The organism is Roseibium sp. LAB1 (genome assembly GCF_054658235.1).
On record NZ_BAAGIB010000006.1, the window covers coordinates 26608 to 41781 of the forward strand.

Annotated in this window: 16 protein-coding genes; 11 read left to right on the top strand and 5 right to left on the bottom strand. The window is 59.3% G+C overall.

Annotated elements, in window-relative coordinates; all coding sequences use genetic code 11:
- Positions 1-37: 37 nt before the first annotated feature.
- Complete coding sequence (locus tag ACYQ54_RS25675) at positions 38-940, top strand: GntR family transcriptional regulator (RefSeq protein ID WP_460087543.1); 903 nt, start codon at positions 38-40, stop codon at positions 938-940.
- A gap of 29 nt (positions 941-969) precedes the next feature.
- Here ACYQ54_RS25675 and ACYQ54_RS25680 read toward each other — a convergent pair whose 3' ends face one another.
- The 3 genes from ACYQ54_RS25680 to ACYQ54_RS25690 all read right to left on the bottom strand — a co-directional run bounded on the left by ACYQ54_RS25680 (position 970) and on the right by ACYQ54_RS25690 (position 4080).
- Positions 970-2091, bottom strand: a complete 1122-nt coding sequence (locus ACYQ54_RS25680; protein WP_460087545.1) for a mannitol dehydrogenase family protein — start codon at positions 2089-2091, stop codon at positions 970-972.
- A 189-nt stretch (positions 2092-2280) separates the two neighbouring features.
- Positions 2281-3378, bottom strand: a complete 1098-nt coding sequence (locus ACYQ54_RS25685; protein ID WP_460087546.1) for an ROK family protein — start codon at positions 3376-3378, stop codon at positions 2281-2283.
- Between the two features lie 60 nt (positions 3379-3438).
- Entirely contained in the window at positions 3439-4080 is a 642-nt protein-coding gene (locus ACYQ54_RS25690; RefSeq protein WP_460087547.1) for an SGNH/GDSL hydrolase family protein, read from the bottom strand.
- 377 nt (positions 4081-4457) lie between these two features.
- Here ACYQ54_RS25690 and ACYQ54_RS25695 point away from each other — a divergent pair, with 377 nt between their 5' ends.
- The 7 genes from ACYQ54_RS25695 (at position 4458) to ACYQ54_RS25725 (ending at position 11279) form a co-directional block, all read left to right on the top strand.
- On the top strand, positions 4458-5531 hold the full coding sequence (locus ACYQ54_RS25695; protein WP_460087549.1) for a substrate-binding domain-containing protein: 1074 nt from the start codon (positions 4458-4460) through the stop codon (positions 5529-5531).
- Between the two features lie 98 nt (positions 5532-5629).
- On the top strand, positions 5630-7123 hold the full coding sequence (locus ACYQ54_RS25700; RefSeq protein ID WP_460087550.1) for a sugar ABC transporter ATP-binding protein: 1494 nt from the start codon (positions 5630-5632) through the stop codon (positions 7121-7123).
- A gap of 25 nt (positions 7124-7148) precedes the next feature.
- Positions 7149-8111, top strand: a complete 963-nt coding sequence (locus tag ACYQ54_RS25705; RefSeq protein ID WP_460087551.1) for an ABC transporter permease — start codon at positions 7149-7151, stop codon at positions 8109-8111.
- 2 nt (positions 8112-8113) lie between these two features.
- Complete coding sequence (locus tag ACYQ54_RS25710; RefSeq protein ID WP_460087553.1) at positions 8114-9070, top strand: ABC transporter permease; 957 nt, start codon at positions 8114-8116, stop codon at positions 9068-9070.
- Between the two features lie 29 nt (positions 9071-9099).
- Positions 9100-9780 carry an SGNH/GDSL hydrolase family protein gene (locus tag ACYQ54_RS25715; protein WP_460087554.1) on the top strand — a complete coding sequence of 227 codons (681 nt, stop codon included), beginning with the start codon at positions 9100-9102 and terminating at the stop codon, positions 9778-9780.
- 350 nt (positions 9781-10130) lie between these two features.
- Positions 10131-10577: a nucleoside diphosphate kinase regulator gene (gene rnk, locus ACYQ54_RS25720; RefSeq protein WP_460087555.1), complete on the top strand. Its 447-nt coding sequence runs from the start codon at positions 10131-10133 to the stop codon at positions 10575-10577.
- A 183-nt stretch (positions 10578-10760) separates the two neighbouring features.
- Positions 10761-11279 (top strand): hypothetical protein, encoded by a 519-nt coding sequence (locus ACYQ54_RS25725; protein ID WP_460087557.1) that lies wholly within the window; start codon positions 10761-10763, stop codon positions 11277-11279.
- Between the two features lie 74 nt (positions 11280-11353).
- On the opposite strand, the gene ACYQ54_RS25730 is transcribed toward ACYQ54_RS25725, so the two are convergent.
- Positions 11354-11926 carry a carboxymuconolactone decarboxylase family protein gene (locus ACYQ54_RS25730; RefSeq protein ID WP_460087558.1) on the bottom strand — a complete coding sequence of 191 codons (573 nt, stop codon included), beginning with the start codon at positions 11924-11926 and terminating at the stop codon, positions 11354-11356.
- 68 nt (positions 11927-11994) lie between these two features.
- The gene (locus ACYQ54_RS25735; protein WP_460087559.1) at positions 11995-13185 is read right to left on the bottom strand and encodes an acetyl-CoA C-acyltransferase; all 1191 of its coding nucleotides are present in this window, start codon (positions 13183-13185) and stop codon (positions 11995-11997) included.
- Positions 13186-13296: 111 nt separating this feature from the next.
- On the opposite strand from ACYQ54_RS25735, the gene ACYQ54_RS25740 reads away from it, so the two are divergent.
- The 3 genes from ACYQ54_RS25740 (at position 13297) to ACYQ54_RS25750 (ending at position 15160) form a co-directional block, all read left to right on the top strand.
- Positions 13297-13869 carry a TetR/AcrR family transcriptional regulator gene (locus tag ACYQ54_RS25740; protein ID WP_460087561.1) on the top strand — a complete coding sequence of 191 codons (573 nt, stop codon included), beginning with the start codon at positions 13297-13299 and terminating at the stop codon, positions 13867-13869.
- Between the two features lie 152 nt (positions 13870-14021).
- On the top strand, positions 14022-14540 hold the full coding sequence (locus tag ACYQ54_RS25745; RefSeq protein WP_460087562.1) for a MarR family winged helix-turn-helix transcriptional regulator: 519 nt from the start codon (positions 14022-14024) through the stop codon (positions 14538-14540).
- The gene (locus tag ACYQ54_RS25750; RefSeq protein ID WP_460087564.1) at positions 14537-15160 is read left to right on the top strand and encodes a gamma carbonic anhydrase family protein; all 624 of its coding nucleotides are present in this window, start codon (positions 14537-14539) and stop codon (positions 15158-15160) included. Before ACYQ54_RS25745 ends, ACYQ54_RS25750 begins: the two co-directional genes overlap by 4 nt.
- Positions 15161-15174 lie beyond the last annotated feature (14 nt).

Genomic DNA, 15174 nt, shown 5'->3' on the forward strand with positions numbered 1-15174 from the left:
GAATTGTTCAGCGTTTTGGATATGTTAGGCTACGGTCATGGCAAGAACGGACGAACGATTCAGAAGCGCGTACAACAGGTTGCTGGATATCTGCAGCACCATGGAGATTGGCGACCAGCTGCCAGCCGAAACTGCGCTGGCAGATCGGATGGATGTCAGCAGAACCATCGTGCGCAGTGCTCTGCAAAAGCTGGACAGCGACAATCTGATCCGCTGGGAAGGCCGGGCCAAGACGCTGATCCGGAAACCTCAACCGGAGCACCGTCTGGTTCCTGCAGAAAGTTCCTTGTCCACGGAGGAGCTGGAGCACAGGTTCTTCGAGTGGATCCTGCGTTTCGACGTTCCTGCGGGAACATCGCTCAATGTGGCGCAACTTTCCCGGCAGTTCGGTGTTCCCGTTCACAACCTTCAGGAGTTTCTGGCCGGACTGAGCCGTCTCGGCCTTGTGGAACGCCGGCCCAGAGGTGGCTGGTCACTCCTGGGCTTCACACCGGAGTTTGCAATCGAACTGTCCGAGTTTCGAATGGTTCTCGAGCTGAACGCGGTCAGACAATTGCTGACCCTGCCTCCGGAGCACGAGATCTGGACAAAGCTCAAGTCCTTGAAGCGTGAACATGAGGACCTGAAATCTGTCCTTGAGGAGCGGTATCACGACTTTTCACTGTTGGACGAAAAGTTTCATTCGGCCATCAACAGCGTGGTCAGGAACCGGTTTGTCCTTGAAGCGCAAAAGCTCATCAAGCTGATCTTCAACTACCATTACATGTGGGACAAGCGCGACGAACTGGAACGCAATGCGGCGGCGATCGACGAGCATCTGGAATGGATCAATGCAATGTTGGCCGGAGACAGTGCAAGGTCGGAGGCTGCGGCGCTCAAGCATCTCAGGCGATCGAAGGAGACGCTCCTGCAATCGCTGCGCGTCCACAAGTTTGCCTGACAGCTTTCTGCAGACGCGCATGAGCTCTCTTACGAGATTGCTGTTGCACCTTCGGCCGCCACGGCGTCCAGCCTGGGCATTTGAAGCGAGGTGTCTGCGTTCCGGGCCCAGGACAAGAAGGACGAAATCCGCCGGTTTATCTTTTCGCCGTGGTTTTGTGCGATGTCGGCAAGCTTGTGGTCCAGAAACGGGTTCTTGAACCTGTCGATCGTCGTGGCGACATAGGCTTCCGCTTCCTGTTTCCTGCCATGGACGTCGAACGCGGGTATGACTTCCCGTCGATAGAGATCTTCCAGGTCGGGGCCGAAAACAGGACTGTCCATCAGCTCACGGACAAATTGCAATGGCGAGTTGCCCGCTGCGAGCCAACGTGACACCAGATACGTATGCCCGAGGTTCAGGATGAAAAGCTTCAGGGTCTCGACCTGTTCCAGATCCTCCACGACCTGAATGCACGGATGCTCGCAGGGCAGTATGAGGCCCGGCTGGTCCTCGATCGCCCAAAGTGCGTAAGGTTCGGCCACCGCACCGGCGGGCTCCAGCGGTTCGGAGACGATCCTGTCGACGAGAGAATTCACCCAGGTCACGCCGGACCGGAGCCAGGCTGCAAATTCGGGCGGATAGAGCGCGGCAATGTCCAGGACATGATCTCTCAGAACCTTGCCGTTTTCGGGGATCAGTTCGGCGGGCATGATCTGCACGTGGGCGCCGCCACTGCGGAAGCGTTGAAACAGGAACCATGTCAACTTGGCCGGATAGGACATATCTATGGAAAACTCGGTGTTTTTGTCCGCTTCTTGAGGCCGAAATCCTGCATCGGCAGTGTTGGACAGGATGATCCTCGCTTCCTCGGCGACGATTTTTGCGACTTCGCTCAGATCATCGGGCAAGGACAGCGCGCGTTTGATACTGCTGACGGTTTTGCTCGTGTCCACCAGGCCACCGTTTTCGATACCCTTGATCCGGACTTCGTAGCCGGCAGGGTCTGCCAACGCCTTGAGACGCCGTGACCGGGACGCATCTCCGCTGGTTTGAACCACCGTAATCGGCCCTGCGTCCTGCCCGCCGGCAATGGCTTCCGACACGAAGAGATCCACATGAGCCTGCAGGAAGCGGCTGGTTCCGAATTGAATAATAGATGATGCCGGCATGTTTCTCTCCCGAATGAATTTATGTTTATTATAATTATGAACATTTTTAATCAAGCAGTTTAGCGCCTTGGATCTCCTGTGGCGGACCCGAACAATCCCTTCCGGGAACCATGCACCGGTAAGATGCCCATGTGCTCCCATTTGCGCGGCGAGGCGCTAGGTTGCCGCCGTGTGATCGATGTCAGCGGATCAATTTCCGCTGACCATGAACCTGGAACTGAATGGCAGGCTGGCAGCACCGATGGCCTTCGGAGCCGGCACGATGTTGCCGGCGATCGCCTTGATGTCCGGGGCAGCCGCTTCCAGCTTCCGGCAGATGTCCTGACAAATGCTTTCGGGTGCATAGGACGACAGGATGACCGTTTCGATTTCCACGAATTGGCCGACCCCGTGAAGGGAGTTGCGCATCTGCGCGATCAGCCGTTCTTCCCACTCCGTTACCAGATCTCCGTGGTCCGGCCAGGATCCGGACCGGTCCCATAGTGGATCGACCTGTTTTCCCTGGCTGGACAGGTCTCTCTCGAGCGCCGAAATGCCGACGTCGAAACTGACTTCGGAATTGCCGTTGTAGATCTGGTGATTGAGGACGAGGCGGCCGTGAAGGTCGGCGCCGAGGTAGAAGAACATGTAGTCCGAAAGCGTCTTGGCAGCGCCGAACATGCTTTCTCCGCTGGCGGCGGCGGTGATGTCGTTCTGGACGAAAACGGCAATGCCGAGCTGTTCCTCGATCTCCGCCTGCAGAGCCTTGAAATAGGCCTCCTCGTCCATGCCGCCGGACAGGTGACGGGGGAGGGCAAGACCGACGCCTGCCAGGCGTTCGCGTTCGGCGTCCGGCAACAGTTTGACTGCGCTGGCAATCGTCTCCAGAAACTCCGAATGGTTGCTGCCATGGGCGAGTTGCGGATTGGGCAGGGTCTTGTGAAAACGGATCTTGCCGACAAAGTCGATGAGCACGATATCGGTGTGCCGGTTGCCGACGCTGATGCCGATGGAAAAGGCCCCCTCCGGATTGAGGGTAAGCGGTACGGTCGGCGGGCCGACGCGGCCCTTCTGGGCCTCGCCCTTTGCCACCAGTCCTTCCTGTTCCAGCGACCTGACGAGCACCGACACAGTCTGTGCCGACAAGCCGGTCTGTTCGCCGATTTCCAGGCGCGTTGTCGAGGAATGCTGAAGGAGCAGAGAAAGCACCAGCCGTTCATTGTAGCTTCGCACGCTGACGGCGTTCAGGCCGGACGCGCGGTCGGCGATGCGCAGCGGGTTGGGCGGAGCGAACCTCATATCAGGCATGGAAGACCCTCCAGGGCCGTGCCGGGCAACCAGGTGCCGTCGCAGGATCGCGCAGTGCAGTCATTTCCACCCGATTGCCTCCACTTCCCGCGCCAGCGCTATCCCGAGATTTTCATGCGCCCCAGCGTTGATGTGGAACCCGTCCAGCGGGTCACAGGTCGAGACTGACCCGGCATCGAAGAAATGCACCTCAAGCGAATCCGACATGATCTCGAACTGCAGTGCGAGGTCATGGGATTTCTGCTGGGCAGCCTTGAAGATGTTTTCCCATTCCTTGATGTCGTCCAGCATTGGTGGTGGCGACACCACCATGACCTCCGGAACGGTTCCGGCAGGTCCGGGTGCAAGCTCCTTGATGTCGTGGATCAGGCATCCGATACCCATCGCCACTTCGGACGCAGGCTGGTTGAACCGAGCCTTCAGATCATTGGTGCCGAGCATCACGATGACCAGATCCAGAGGTGCGTGGCTCATGAGGCAGGGCCGCAGATAAGTGCGGCCGTTCTTCAGAGCCCCCTCGATGGGGTCGTCATGCACCGTCGTGCGGCCACTGAGGCCTTCTTCGATGATGTGCCAGCCCTTGCCGAGTTCACGCGCAAGGACACCCGGCCAGCGTCGCTCCAGGGTGTAGCGATCGAGCGGTGTCCCCCCTGGAATTTGGCCGTGCGTGTTCGAGTCGCCGTAGCACAAGATCGTGCGCATTTTGGCATCGTCCTGATTTGATCATTGAAAACAGTCGGTTGATCCGAAGATCGATCGATAGCGTTGTTGCCATACATTGCATCGCCGGCGAGATCTGACAAGCTCGACAATTAATCATTCAATATGAATAACTATTGACAGGCAAGTCCTGCCGTGATTTTTAACGGGCCTGGGAGGAGGTCCCACCCATCGCAGTTGCGTTCACCCGCCGCCGGAATGCGTTCCGGCGAACGGCATCGCCTTGTCTGCCGGCCGGCACCCGTTGTCGCTGCCGGAACGGCTGACCTGTGCGGAAAAGAAGGCTGTTCGCCGAGATCAGGCGCTCGGCAGTCTTCTTACAAGCAGATCAAAGGCCTGACCTTGGAGGAGGAAACTCGATGACACATTTCAAACCTGCCACGCTGGCGGGCTGTCTGGCCGTCGCCATCTCGTCATACCCGGCATTCGCCGAAGACACCTTCCTGATGGATGGCGTTACAGCCAGGGAAGGCGACAATCCGGTTGTCGAAGCCGGGACGTACAAGAAGGATTGCCCCTGGACCATCGGCATGAGCCACTTTGGCGTGAATGCCAACACCTGGACCGTTCAGGTGGCGCATGAGTCCGAAGCGGCAGCCGCCAAGAACGATTGCATCACCAAGTTCATCCTGCTTGACGCCGGCTTCGACCAGAAGAAACAGGTGGCCGATATCGAGGATCTGGTTGCGCAGAATGTCGATGCGATCATTGTCCAGCCGGTAACGTCCACATCGGCGGATGCGTCGATTGCCAAGGCTGTCGCTGCGGGCATTCCGGTGGTTCTGCACACGGGCCGTATCGAGAGCGATGCCTATACGACCGAAATCCAGGGCGGTGCCGAACACTTCGGCAAGGTGATGGGCGACTGGCTCGTCGACGAAGTTGGCAATGACGGCAAGATCTGGGTACTGCGCGGTCTCGCCGGCCACCCGGAAGACACCAACCGCTACAATGGTCTGCTGCAGTCGCTGGAAGGCACGAATGTCGAAATCATCGCCGAGGAACATGGCGACTGGCAGTACGACAAGGCCAAGAACCTGTGTGAGACACTTTATCTGAACAACCCGTCAGTCGATGGCATCTGGTCTTCCGGTGCCGACATGACGCGTGCCTGTGTCGATGTGTTCAAGCAGTTTGGCGCAGAGATCCCGCCGATTTCCGGTGAAGGCAACAACGGCTTTTTCGGTCAGTGGATCCGGGACGGTTTTAAATCCGTGTCGGCTGAATATGCCCCTGCCCAGGGCGCAGCTGGCGTGCGTGCCGCCGTGGCCCTGCTGGAGGGCAAGGAACTGAAGAAACACTACGATTACAACCCGGCTGGCTGGGACGTCGACAAGGCCAAGCAATATTACCGCGAAGACCTGTCCGCAAACGTCTGGTGGCCGACCGAGCTGTCTGAGGAAAAGCTGCAGGAGCTCTACGGCAAGAAATAGCCTCCTCCCGAGGCCGGACGGTCAGCCGGTGCCGCAGTTCCGCGCACCGGCTGGCTGCCGACAGAAAAGATCCAGCATTTGATCCGGGGGAGAAGGCAATGGCTTGCCTCGTTGAAATGTCGAACATTTCGAAGTCGTTCGGCGGCAGCAAAGCAGTCGACGGCGTATCGCTCAAGCTCATGCCCGGTACCGTCCACGCCCTGATGGGCGAGAACGGTGCGGGCAAGTCGACACTGATGAAGATCCTGGCGGGAGTGCACCAGCCGGACGCAGGCGAGCTTTTTCGTGACGGGCGAAAAGTTGGTTTCGAGACGCCAAGGGAAGCTCTCGAAGCGGGCATTTCCACCGTGTTCCAGGAGTTGTCTCTGCTTGCCAACCTGACCATTGCCGAGAACATGTTTCTGGGCAGGGAGCCTGTCACACGTTTTGGCACGGTCGACAGGGCAAAGATGCGGCGTGAAACCCGCAAGGCCCTCGCCGCGTTGGGATTGGAGCTGAACCCTGATGCCCTCGTTTCCGATCTCTCAATCGCGGAGCGTCAGTTCGTCGAAATCGCGCACGGGATCAAGGCGGATGCCTCGGTGTTCATACTGGACGAACCGACGGCCGCGTTGAACGCTGCAGATGTCGAGGTCATGAATGCCCAGATCAGGCGCTTGCGGGATGAAGGCAAGGCAATTGTCTATATCTCGCACCGGATGGACGAGATTTTCGGCATCTGTGACACGGTGACCGTTCTCAAGGACGGCAAACTGGTCGCAACGCGCTCCCTGAGTGGCATGACACCGGACAGCCTTATTGCCTTGATGGTCGGCAGGGAACTTCAGGATCTCTTCCCGGTGCGTGGACACGCGTCATCAGAGGCTGTCCTTGAACTTGAAGATTTCAGGATAGATCCGGACAGCAAACCGCTTTCACTTCATGTCAACAAGGGTGAGATCGTCGCCCTTGCCGGGTTGGAGGGGCAGGGGCAGCAGCAATTGTTGAGATCGCTTGCCGGACTTTATCATTCCTCGACAGGGACGGCTTCCATCAAGGGCAAGCCATTGCCTTTGCCGGCGCCGAAGGCAGCCGGCATCCGGCACCTTCAGGCCAGAAAGGTCGGTTTCGTTCCCGAGGACCGGAAGGATGAGGGGCTCTTTCTGGGACTTTCCATCGCCCACAACATCGCTATCGGCCTGTCTTCCGTGCACGGCGAACTCTCCATCGCGCACGACTATCGCAAGGTAATTGTCGAGACGATGGCCAGCATGAACATCAAGGCACCCGGTCCGTCGTCGGCAGTCGGCACCCTGTCAGGCGGAAACCAGCAGAAAGTTCTTCTCGGTCGCTACCTGGCTGCCGGTCTCGATCTGTTGCTCATCGAGGAACCGACACGCGGCGTCGACATCGGTGCGAAGGCGGAAATCTACAAGCTGCTACGCAGCTTTGCAGACAAGGGCGGTGCGGTTCTGGTCCTCTCCCGCGAGACCGTCGAGCTCATCGGGCTGTGCGACCGCATCTATGTCGTTCACGGCAGGACCGTCGTTGCCGAACTGCCCGCCGAAACCGCCACCGAGCATCAGATCCTCGACGCTGCCCTGAGCGCCTGACCCTGCCCACAAGATTGAAGTGATCATGACACAAGCAATTCTCGCGCGATTGACGCAGTCGAAAGGCCGCCAGGGTTTGTGGATGCTGCCCTTGCTGATCGCCATTGGTATCAGCGTTTATCTCGGCCTGCGCACCGATCAGTTCCTCGGTTCCGAAAACCTCTTCAACCTCATTGCCCAGGCCATGCCGCTGGTCATCACGGCGATCGGCCAGATGTTCGTCGTGGTGGTGGGGGGGCTCGATCTGTCGGTCGGTTCCCTGATCAGTTTCACGACCGCGATCCTGGCGCTCGATGCGCCTGGCTATGTGACGATCCCCGCGGTTTTCCTGTTTGCAGCCTTGATCGGTCTGAGCAACGGGCTGGTGATCACACGGCTGAACGTCCATCCGATCATCGCGACGCTGGCAATGCAGTATGTGATCCTGGGCATCACCCGCATCCTGCGCCCGGTGTCCGGCGGCACCGTGCCGGATGTCGTCATCCAGTCGGTCAGCGGCTCGCTTTTCGGAATACCGATGCCGGTGTTCTGGGGCATCGTGGTGGTTATGCTGGCCTGGAAGCTGCTGCATGGGTCGCGTTTCGGACTTCATCTCTTCGCGATTGGCGGCGGGGTTGCCAACGGCACGCCGGATGCAGCCCGCAACTTCGGTGTTCCGGACCGTCGCAACATCCTGCTCGCCTATGTCGCCTGCTCCTGTTTCGCAGCCCTTGCCGGGGTGTTCCTGGCCGGCCGGATCGTTTCTGGCGATCCCAATGTTGGTCTCCTGTTCGAACTTGATGCGATTACAGCTGTCGCCGTCGGCGGGACACAACTGTCCGGCGGCATCGGCAGCCTGCAGGGCACGGTGATCGGTGCGCTGGTCCTGGCGCTCCTGTCGAACGGCATGAATCTCACCAATGTTTCGCCCTTTATCCAGACCGCAATCAAGGGTGGTCTCCTGCTCCTGGTCGTGGGGCTCCAGACCCGCAAGAAGATAGGGCTTTGATCATGTCAGCGATCGTGAAGCATCCATTCCTGCAGCGCCTGCTGCGCGTTCCGCCGGCGTATTACGTCTTCGCCATCCTGCTGATCACGCTCTGGGTCGCCAGACCTCACATGCTCAACGCCAACATCATGGGCATCTTCATCCGGCAGGTCGCGCCACTCGGTGTGCTGGTTCTGGCGCAACTGCTGGTGATGCGCGTGAAGAGCATCGACCTGTCCGGCGGCGGCATCATCCTGCTGGTCAATTACTTCATCTCCTCGGGCATCTTTCCGGGGGCGTCGATGCCGTTCTACATCGGGCTCAGTCTGGCGACCGGTACCGCGATAGGTCTCTTCAACGGCTGGATGATCGGCAAGCGCCGGGTATCGGCGGTCATCGTCACTCTGGCTGTCAGCATCATACTGGTCGGGTTCGTGCAGTATCTTTCAAGCGGCAAGCCACCCGGTGACGTGCCGTCCTATCTGAACGATATCTACAACATCAAATGGGGCCCGCTCCCGATTCCGGTGCTGTTCTGGTTCGCCCTGACCGTGGTGATGGCGCTGTTTCTCACAAAGACGGTGTTCGGCAGATACGTCACCTCGGTCGGCGAGAACGCGGAAGCCGCACATTTTTCGGGTGTTCCGGTCGAGCGGACCGTCATTCTTGCCCACACGCTTGCCGGTTTCATCGCAGCAGTCGCCGCCCTCGTGCAAACCGCCTCCATCGCGGTCGGCAGCGTCCGCGTCGGTCTTGACCTGCCTATTCTGGCGGTCGCCGCGACCATTCTCGGTGGTGTGGTTTTCGGCCGGGGGGAAGGTGGTGTCTGGGGTCCCTTTTTCGGGGTCCTGTCCTTTGCCCTGCTGTTTGTCGTGATGACCACCTTCGGCATCGACGACCCGGGCAAGCTCATCGCCCAGGGGCTGATCATTCTGCTCGCCGCGATTTTCTACGGCATCAGAACATCCAGATCCAATTGAGCCATTCCGTAAAATCTGAGGAGGTAACAATGGCAAACGAAAAGTCGATACTTTGCTTTGGGGATTCGTTGACCTGGGGCTGGATCCCCGTGGAGGAAGGCGCCCCGACGATGCGCTATCCCTTTGAGCAGCGCTGGACGGGGGCGATGGCCTCTGAGCTGGGTGACGGGTACCGGATTATCGAGGAAGGTCTCAGTGCCCGCACGACAAGCGCTGACGATCCGAATGATCCCCGCCTGAACGGTAGCCAGTACCTGCCCTCGGCCCTTGCCAGCCATCTGCCGCTCGACCTGGCGATCATTCTTCTGGGCACCAACGACACCAAGCCGTTCTTCAACCGGACGCCCTACGATATCGCTTACGGCATGGCTAAGCTGGTGGGTCAGGTGCTGACAAGCGGTGGCGGCATTGGCACGCCTTACCCGGCACCAAAATGCCTGGTCGTCGCGCCGCCCCCCCTGACGCCGATGCCGCATCCCTATTTCCAGGGCATGTTCGGCGGAGCACACGAAAAGTCGGCAGCGTTGGCCGAGCAATACCGGAATATGGCCGACTTCATGAAGGTCGATTTCCTAAGCGCCGGTGATTACATCACCACCGACGGCTGCGACGGCATTCATTTCACCGCCCAGAACAACATCGATCTTGGCAGGGCCATTGCCGGCAAGGCTCGGGAGATCCTGAGCAGACAGCAGGCCGAAGCGGCCTGATCGTCGCAATACCGTCTCGAATGATACCCTTGCCGCCCACACAGCGAGCGATGCTTGTGCGGGCGGCTTGACTTTGCATGAAATTGTTACCAACTTCCCTTCATGAACAAAGCCGCCACGACCAGCTACAAACGAGATTTCAGAGCTATCCCCAAAGCGGGAGAGTAGCCCCCGGCTCGGCTGTCATGCGCCCCGAGCCTCGGGGTCGACACTTGAGATGATGCGACAAGAACCGGTCTGACCGGTCGAAATCATCGAAGCGCAAAAATCACCAAATCTTCAAACTTCACTCCGCCGTCCGGACATCATTTGTCCATTGGTGCCCGAAAGCACCCGGCAAGGGGGACTTTATGCGCGAACCGACAGATTTCACCTCAAAGCCCGAGATAGTTATCGGCACGTCCGATTATGAACGGCTGGAAGGCCTGGCGTCATCGTTTGAAACTCGGCTGCCAAGTGTCACCGAAGATCTTCTGGGCGAATTGAGCCGGGCAAGACTTGTTCCCGATGGGGCGCTGCCCGGCGATATCGTCAGGATGGGTTCCGTCGTCCGCTTCCGAACAGACGCCACGGCAGAAAAGACGTTGCAACTGGTCTTTCCCGGCGATGCCGACATCGCCAGTGGCAGGATCTCCATCCTGACGCCCATCGGCACCGCTCTCATCGGCCTTTCCAAAGGCCAGTCGATTGCCTGGTGCGCGAATGACGGACGCAAACATCGGCTGACTGTCGTGTCGGTCAGCCAACCGCCGCTTGTCGGTGGAATGCCGGAGCTGCAAACCCTGGATCGGGTTTAGCAATGTCTCCCGACGCGCCGTTTCACAAACCGCGTTTTCTGGATCACGCAGGCAGCCTTCTCGCAGGAACTTAGCCCCTGCCGGTCTCTCGTACCCGAGAGGGCCGGACAGGGGGAACAGTCTTGAAGCTGACTCCAGTTCCAACACCGGCCTTTGCCAAAGCAAGGCCGAAGGAGATCTCGCATGCGCGAACCAAAACAATTTATCTTCACCAGCAAGGACCACGCGACCCTGACAAGAATGATGTCGCAGTGCCCGCGAACCATCACGTCCTTTGTTTCCCTGCTGCGCCAAAAACTGGCGCAGGCCCATGTGGTGCCTTCTGCCGATATCCCGGCAGACGTCGTCACCATGAACAGCCGCGTGACATTCCAGGTGGATGATCATGCGCCCGATACGCGGGTGGTTATTCCCGACGATGCCGACAGTCTTGTCGGCCTGACCTTGCCGATCACGACCTCAACGGGAATGGCGCTTCTGGGCATGTCTGAAAAGCAAAGCATGCAGATAGGCGGGGCCGGCAGACAGAGCAGGACACTTACAGTGATCGAAGTTGCCTATCAGCCCGAAGCCAAGGGTGTTGTTCGCTTGGACGCATGGCAAGGTCCGGCTCTGGGCCGCCACAAGGGCAGGCCTTATCTGCAATTGGTCCACAGTTCGGATGAGGAGACCGAGAGCAATCTCCTGCACCTGAACAGGTAAGTTTGCCCGATCCGCTATCGCCCGGCCCGATGAGCCGGGCAATAGCGGCGCGGTAGCTGCCAGTCGTCGCCTTTTCAGGCCACAGGCTCCGCAGCAGGCGTTCGTTGCCAGGCAAATTTTTCGAAGTAGGGCTCGATCGGCGTATTGACCAGTTTGTTGGTGTAATTGCTCATGACCTTCTGGGAAACGGCCAGTACGACTTCGAGAACCTGCCGGCTGGTAAAACCGGCAGCCAGAAACGCATCAACCTGCCGGTCACTCATAACACCACGCTCGCGAACCATCTGTAGCGTGAACTGGCGCAGCGCCTCAAGCTTGGGCGTCGGCAATGGCGTTTCGCGGCGCAAGGCGTCCGAGACGGCATCATCGATCCCCATCCGTTTTGCGATTCCGGTGTGGGAGGGAACGCAGTAGTGGCAATCGTGCTCGACGTTGATCGACTGCCAGACAACGGTCTTTTCTTCATCGGTGAAGCTCGATTCCAGAAAAAGCCGATGGAGCACCAGATATCCTTCCAGCAGACCGGGCGCCTCGGCCATCACGGCATGCAGATTGGGCAGAACGCCAAAGGTTGCTTTCGTCCGTTCGATCAGGGGTTTGCTCCGATCCGGCGCCGTCTGTTCCGTGTGTAATGTGAATTCAGCCATGAAGAGTGTCTCGTGTGGGTTTGAAGAATGAGGAAATGTGCCGGCGTTCGCTCCACGTTTCACAGTGTTCAGCCGATGAGTTCGACGGCCAATGCGGTGGCTTCTCCACCGCCGATGCAGAGGGCCGCGACGCCGCGCCGGGTTCCTCGTGCTTTCAAGGCATGGATGAGCGTGACCACCAGCCTCGCACCGGTCGCGCCGATCGGGTGCCCGAGCGCGCAGGCACCGCCGTTAACGTTCAGCTTGTCCCGCGGAATGCCGATGTCGTGTGCGGCCGCCATCGCGACAACCGCGAAGGCTTCATTGATCTCCCAGAGATCGACGTCATCGGCAGACCAGCCGGTGCGGTCCATTAGTTTGAGGATCGCCGGGATGGGCGCCGTCGTGTACCAGGCCGGATCCTGCGCATGGGTCGCGTGGCCGCGAACGATTGCCATGACCGTCAACCCGTTGACTCGCGCGTGGCTCATGCGGGTCAGGACCAGTGCCGCAGCACCGTCCGCATTGGCTGACGCACTGGCGGCGGTGATGGTGCCATTTTCTGAAAAGGCAGCGCGAAGCCTTGGGATCTTCTCAGGATCGACCCGTCCCGGGATTTCATCGTCCTCGACAACTGCCGTGCTTTTGCGACCGGCAACTTCAACAGGAATGATTTCATCCCGGAAGGCACCTCCGGTCACCGCTTTTTGTGCACGTCTCAGCGTTTCCTGGGCAAAGGCGTCCTGGTCGGCACGGGTGAAGCCGTATTTTTCGGCGGCCGCTTCGCCGAAGGAGCCCATGGGACGGCCCGCCTCGTAGGCGTCCTCCAGTCCGTCTCGCATCATGTGGTCGAGAACGTCGCTTCTACCGAACTTTCGGCCCGCTCGCATTTGCGGCAACAGGAATGGTGCGTTCGACATTGACTCCATGCCGCCTGCAACAACGACGTCCGCCGATCTGGATGTCAGGAGGTCATGCGCCAGCATGATCGCCTTCATGCCGGATCCGCAGACCTTGTTGAGTGTGGTCGCGCCCGTGTGATCGGCAAGACCGGCTGCACGCGCCGCCTGCCGCGCCGGGGCCTGCCCCTGGCCGGCAGGAAGAACGCAGCCCATCAGAACTTCACTGATCCTGTCTCGTCCGGCTCCCGCATCGACAAGCGCGGCCTCAATCGCCGAGGCAGCAAGCTGGGGAGCGGCCAAAGGGCTCAAGGTTCCCATGAAGGCACCAAGGGGTGTCCGTCTGGCGGCACAGACAACTATCGGATCGGGTTCGGGCATGGATATCTCCTGGCTGGCTATTGATTTTAGATTACGAACATAATTTATAAAATCAAGAATAGATTTGGGTCGTAATCCGAATTAGAATTCCACCAATCAGAGGAGGTGAGAATGCGCGTCAGCAGGGAAACGGCGGCCAGGAACCGTGAGAATGTCGTGAAGACCGCGAGCAGGCAGTTTCGCGAACATGGCTATGACGGGATCGGAATCGCCGGACTGATGAATGCCGCCGGGCTGACGCAGGGCGGTTTCTACAAGCAGTTTGCAGGCAAGGACGCCATCATTGCAGAGGCCACGGAGCAGGCTCTGGAGGATAATCTCAAGGCCTGGCAAAGCGTTCTCGATGAGCATCGGGACGATCCGCTGAAGGCACTGCGTACATGGTATCTGTCCCGGGAGCATGTCGACAGGCCCGACGAAGGCTGCACTTACGCCGCATTGGCGGCGGAAGCCCCGCGTCATGGCAAAGGTCTCCAGGATGCGTTTTGTGAAGCTGTAGAGAAGTCCATTTCCCTTCTGACCGACACCCGTCCAGACAGTGCCCAGTCCCGCTGTGAGGCAATTCGGCTGATCACCGGCATGGTTGGGGCACTTGTTCTTTCACGAGCGGTCGGGCAGGGGCCTTTGAGCCAGGAAGTTCTCGACTGCGTGATGCTGGAACCCGCGCCCAGGGAACCGAAATAGGCACCACGCGTTGGCCGCCGGTCCGTGAAACTGCCTTCTAAGGCGACCTGTATTGGCCTGCTCTTCAGTCAAAAGGCTTGCGTCCGAACGAGATTGCCGACGGTTTCCCAAACGTCCATTGACAAATCTCTGAATTTAAATATGCATAGGCTATGCAATTATTGGATGCCAACAAACTCGGTGCCCTTGGCACATTGATCCGCGACCGGACTGATGCGGCGCTGGGGCCGTTGTCACCGAGTGCGGCGGCTGTCTTGTCGATGCTTCACTTCAAGCCGGGGCTCACGACAAGCGAAATTGCGGTGGTCGTCGGCGTCAGCCAGCCGACCGCCGTCAGGCTGATAGACGGGTTGGAGCGGCAGGCGCTGATCCTCCGTGGCGAGCCGGTCGGCCGTGTCACGCCGCTCAGGCTGACAAAAGCCGGCCATGAAGCGGCCGAAGCTCTGCAGGCACGCCGCTTGGTGGCCATGGACGGATTGCTCGGTGCGCTGCCCGAGGCCGACCGGCAACACTTCGTCTCGCTGCTGGACAGGATCCTGCAAGAGGCGACGACCTCGCGATCCTTTGCCAGAACCACCTGCCGGCTGTGCGAACACGACCTTTGCAGTGCTGACATTTGCCCGATCGGTTGCAAAGCCAGCGAAATCGAGACAGCGGAGGATAAGCCTTGAGTACGTTTACAGACACCACGTCACCGCTCATCGACGCGGATGCGTGGATTGCGCAGGATGCGACGGTCGCGGGCCGTGTCGCGATTGGCGCAGGCAGCAGGATCATGAACGGTGCGCGGCTGGTGGCGGAAGGCGGTGGCACAATCCGCATAGGACGGAACTGTATCGTGCTGGAAAATGCGGTTATCCGTGCAACGGACCGGCACGACTGCGAGATTGGAGACCATTGTCTGATCGGGCCGAACTCACATGTTGTCGGCGCTGAAATCGAAGATGAAGTCTTCATTGCGACGGGAGCTGCCGTGTTCCACGGTGCACGGGTAGCGCGTGGATCGGAAATCCGCGTCAACGGCACGGTTCACCTGCGCTCGTGTCTGGAACCCGGATCGACCGTGCCGATCGGATGGGTCGCTGTTGGTGACCCGGCCCGGATTTTATCCCCGGACCAGCATGAGGCCATCTGGGAGATCCAGAAACCGCTCGACTTTCCGGGGTTTGTCTATGGCGTAGACAGAGACGCTCCCGACGTGATGAAGACCATCACGACGCGGCTGTCGGAAAGCCTGGGGGATCTCAGGAAAAATTCGGCGGGCGCCGCACCATCGGCATCTGGCTTTTGACCCCACGTAGTGTC

Coding starts and splice junctions, on each gene's coding strand:
- ACYQ54_RS25675 (WP_460087543.1), top strand. CDS start 38: ATGGCAAGAACGGACGAACGATTCAGAAGCGCGTACAACAGGTTGCTG.
- ACYQ54_RS25680 (WP_460087545.1), bottom strand. CDS start 2,091: ATGCCGGCATCATCTATTATTCAATTCGGAACCAGCCGCTTCCTGCAG.
- ACYQ54_RS25685 (WP_460087546.1), bottom strand. CDS start 3,378: ATGCCTGATATGAGGTTCGCTCCGCCCAACCCGCTGCGCATCGCCGAC.
- ACYQ54_RS25690 (WP_460087547.1), bottom strand. CDS start 4,080: ATGCGCACGATCTTGTGCTACGGCGACTCGAACACGCACGGCCAAATT.
- ACYQ54_RS25695 (WP_460087549.1), top strand. CDS start 4,458: ATGACACATTTCAAACCTGCCACGCTGGCGGGCTGTCTGGCCGTCGCC.
- ACYQ54_RS25700 (WP_460087550.1), top strand. CDS start 5,630: ATGGCTTGCCTCGTTGAAATGTCGAACATTTCGAAGTCGTTCGGCGGC.
- ACYQ54_RS25705 (WP_460087551.1), top strand. CDS start 7,149: ATGACACAAGCAATTCTCGCGCGATTGACGCAGTCGAAAGGCCGCCAG.
- ACYQ54_RS25710 (WP_460087553.1), top strand. CDS start 8,114: ATGTCAGCGATCGTGAAGCATCCATTCCTGCAGCGCCTGCTGCGCGTT.
- ACYQ54_RS25715 (WP_460087554.1), top strand. CDS start 9,100: ATGGCAAACGAAAAGTCGATACTTTGCTTTGGGGATTCGTTGACCTGG.
- rnk (WP_460087555.1), top strand. CDS start 10,131: ATGCGCGAACCGACAGATTTCACCTCAAAGCCCGAGATAGTTATCGGC.
- ACYQ54_RS25725 (WP_460087557.1), top strand. CDS start 10,761: ATGCGCGAACCAAAACAATTTATCTTCACCAGCAAGGACCACGCGACC.
- ACYQ54_RS25730 (WP_460087558.1), bottom strand. CDS start 11,926: ATGGCTGAATTCACATTACACACGGAACAGACGGCGCCGGATCGGAGC.
- ACYQ54_RS25735 (WP_460087559.1), bottom strand. CDS start 13,185: ATGCCCGAACCCGATCCGATAGTTGTCTGTGCCGCCAGACGGACACCC.
- ACYQ54_RS25740 (WP_460087561.1), top strand. CDS start 13,297: ATGCGCGTCAGCAGGGAAACGGCGGCCAGGAACCGTGAGAATGTCGTG.
- ACYQ54_RS25745 (WP_460087562.1), top strand. CDS start 14,022: ATGCAATTATTGGATGCCAACAAACTCGGTGCCCTTGGCACATTGATC.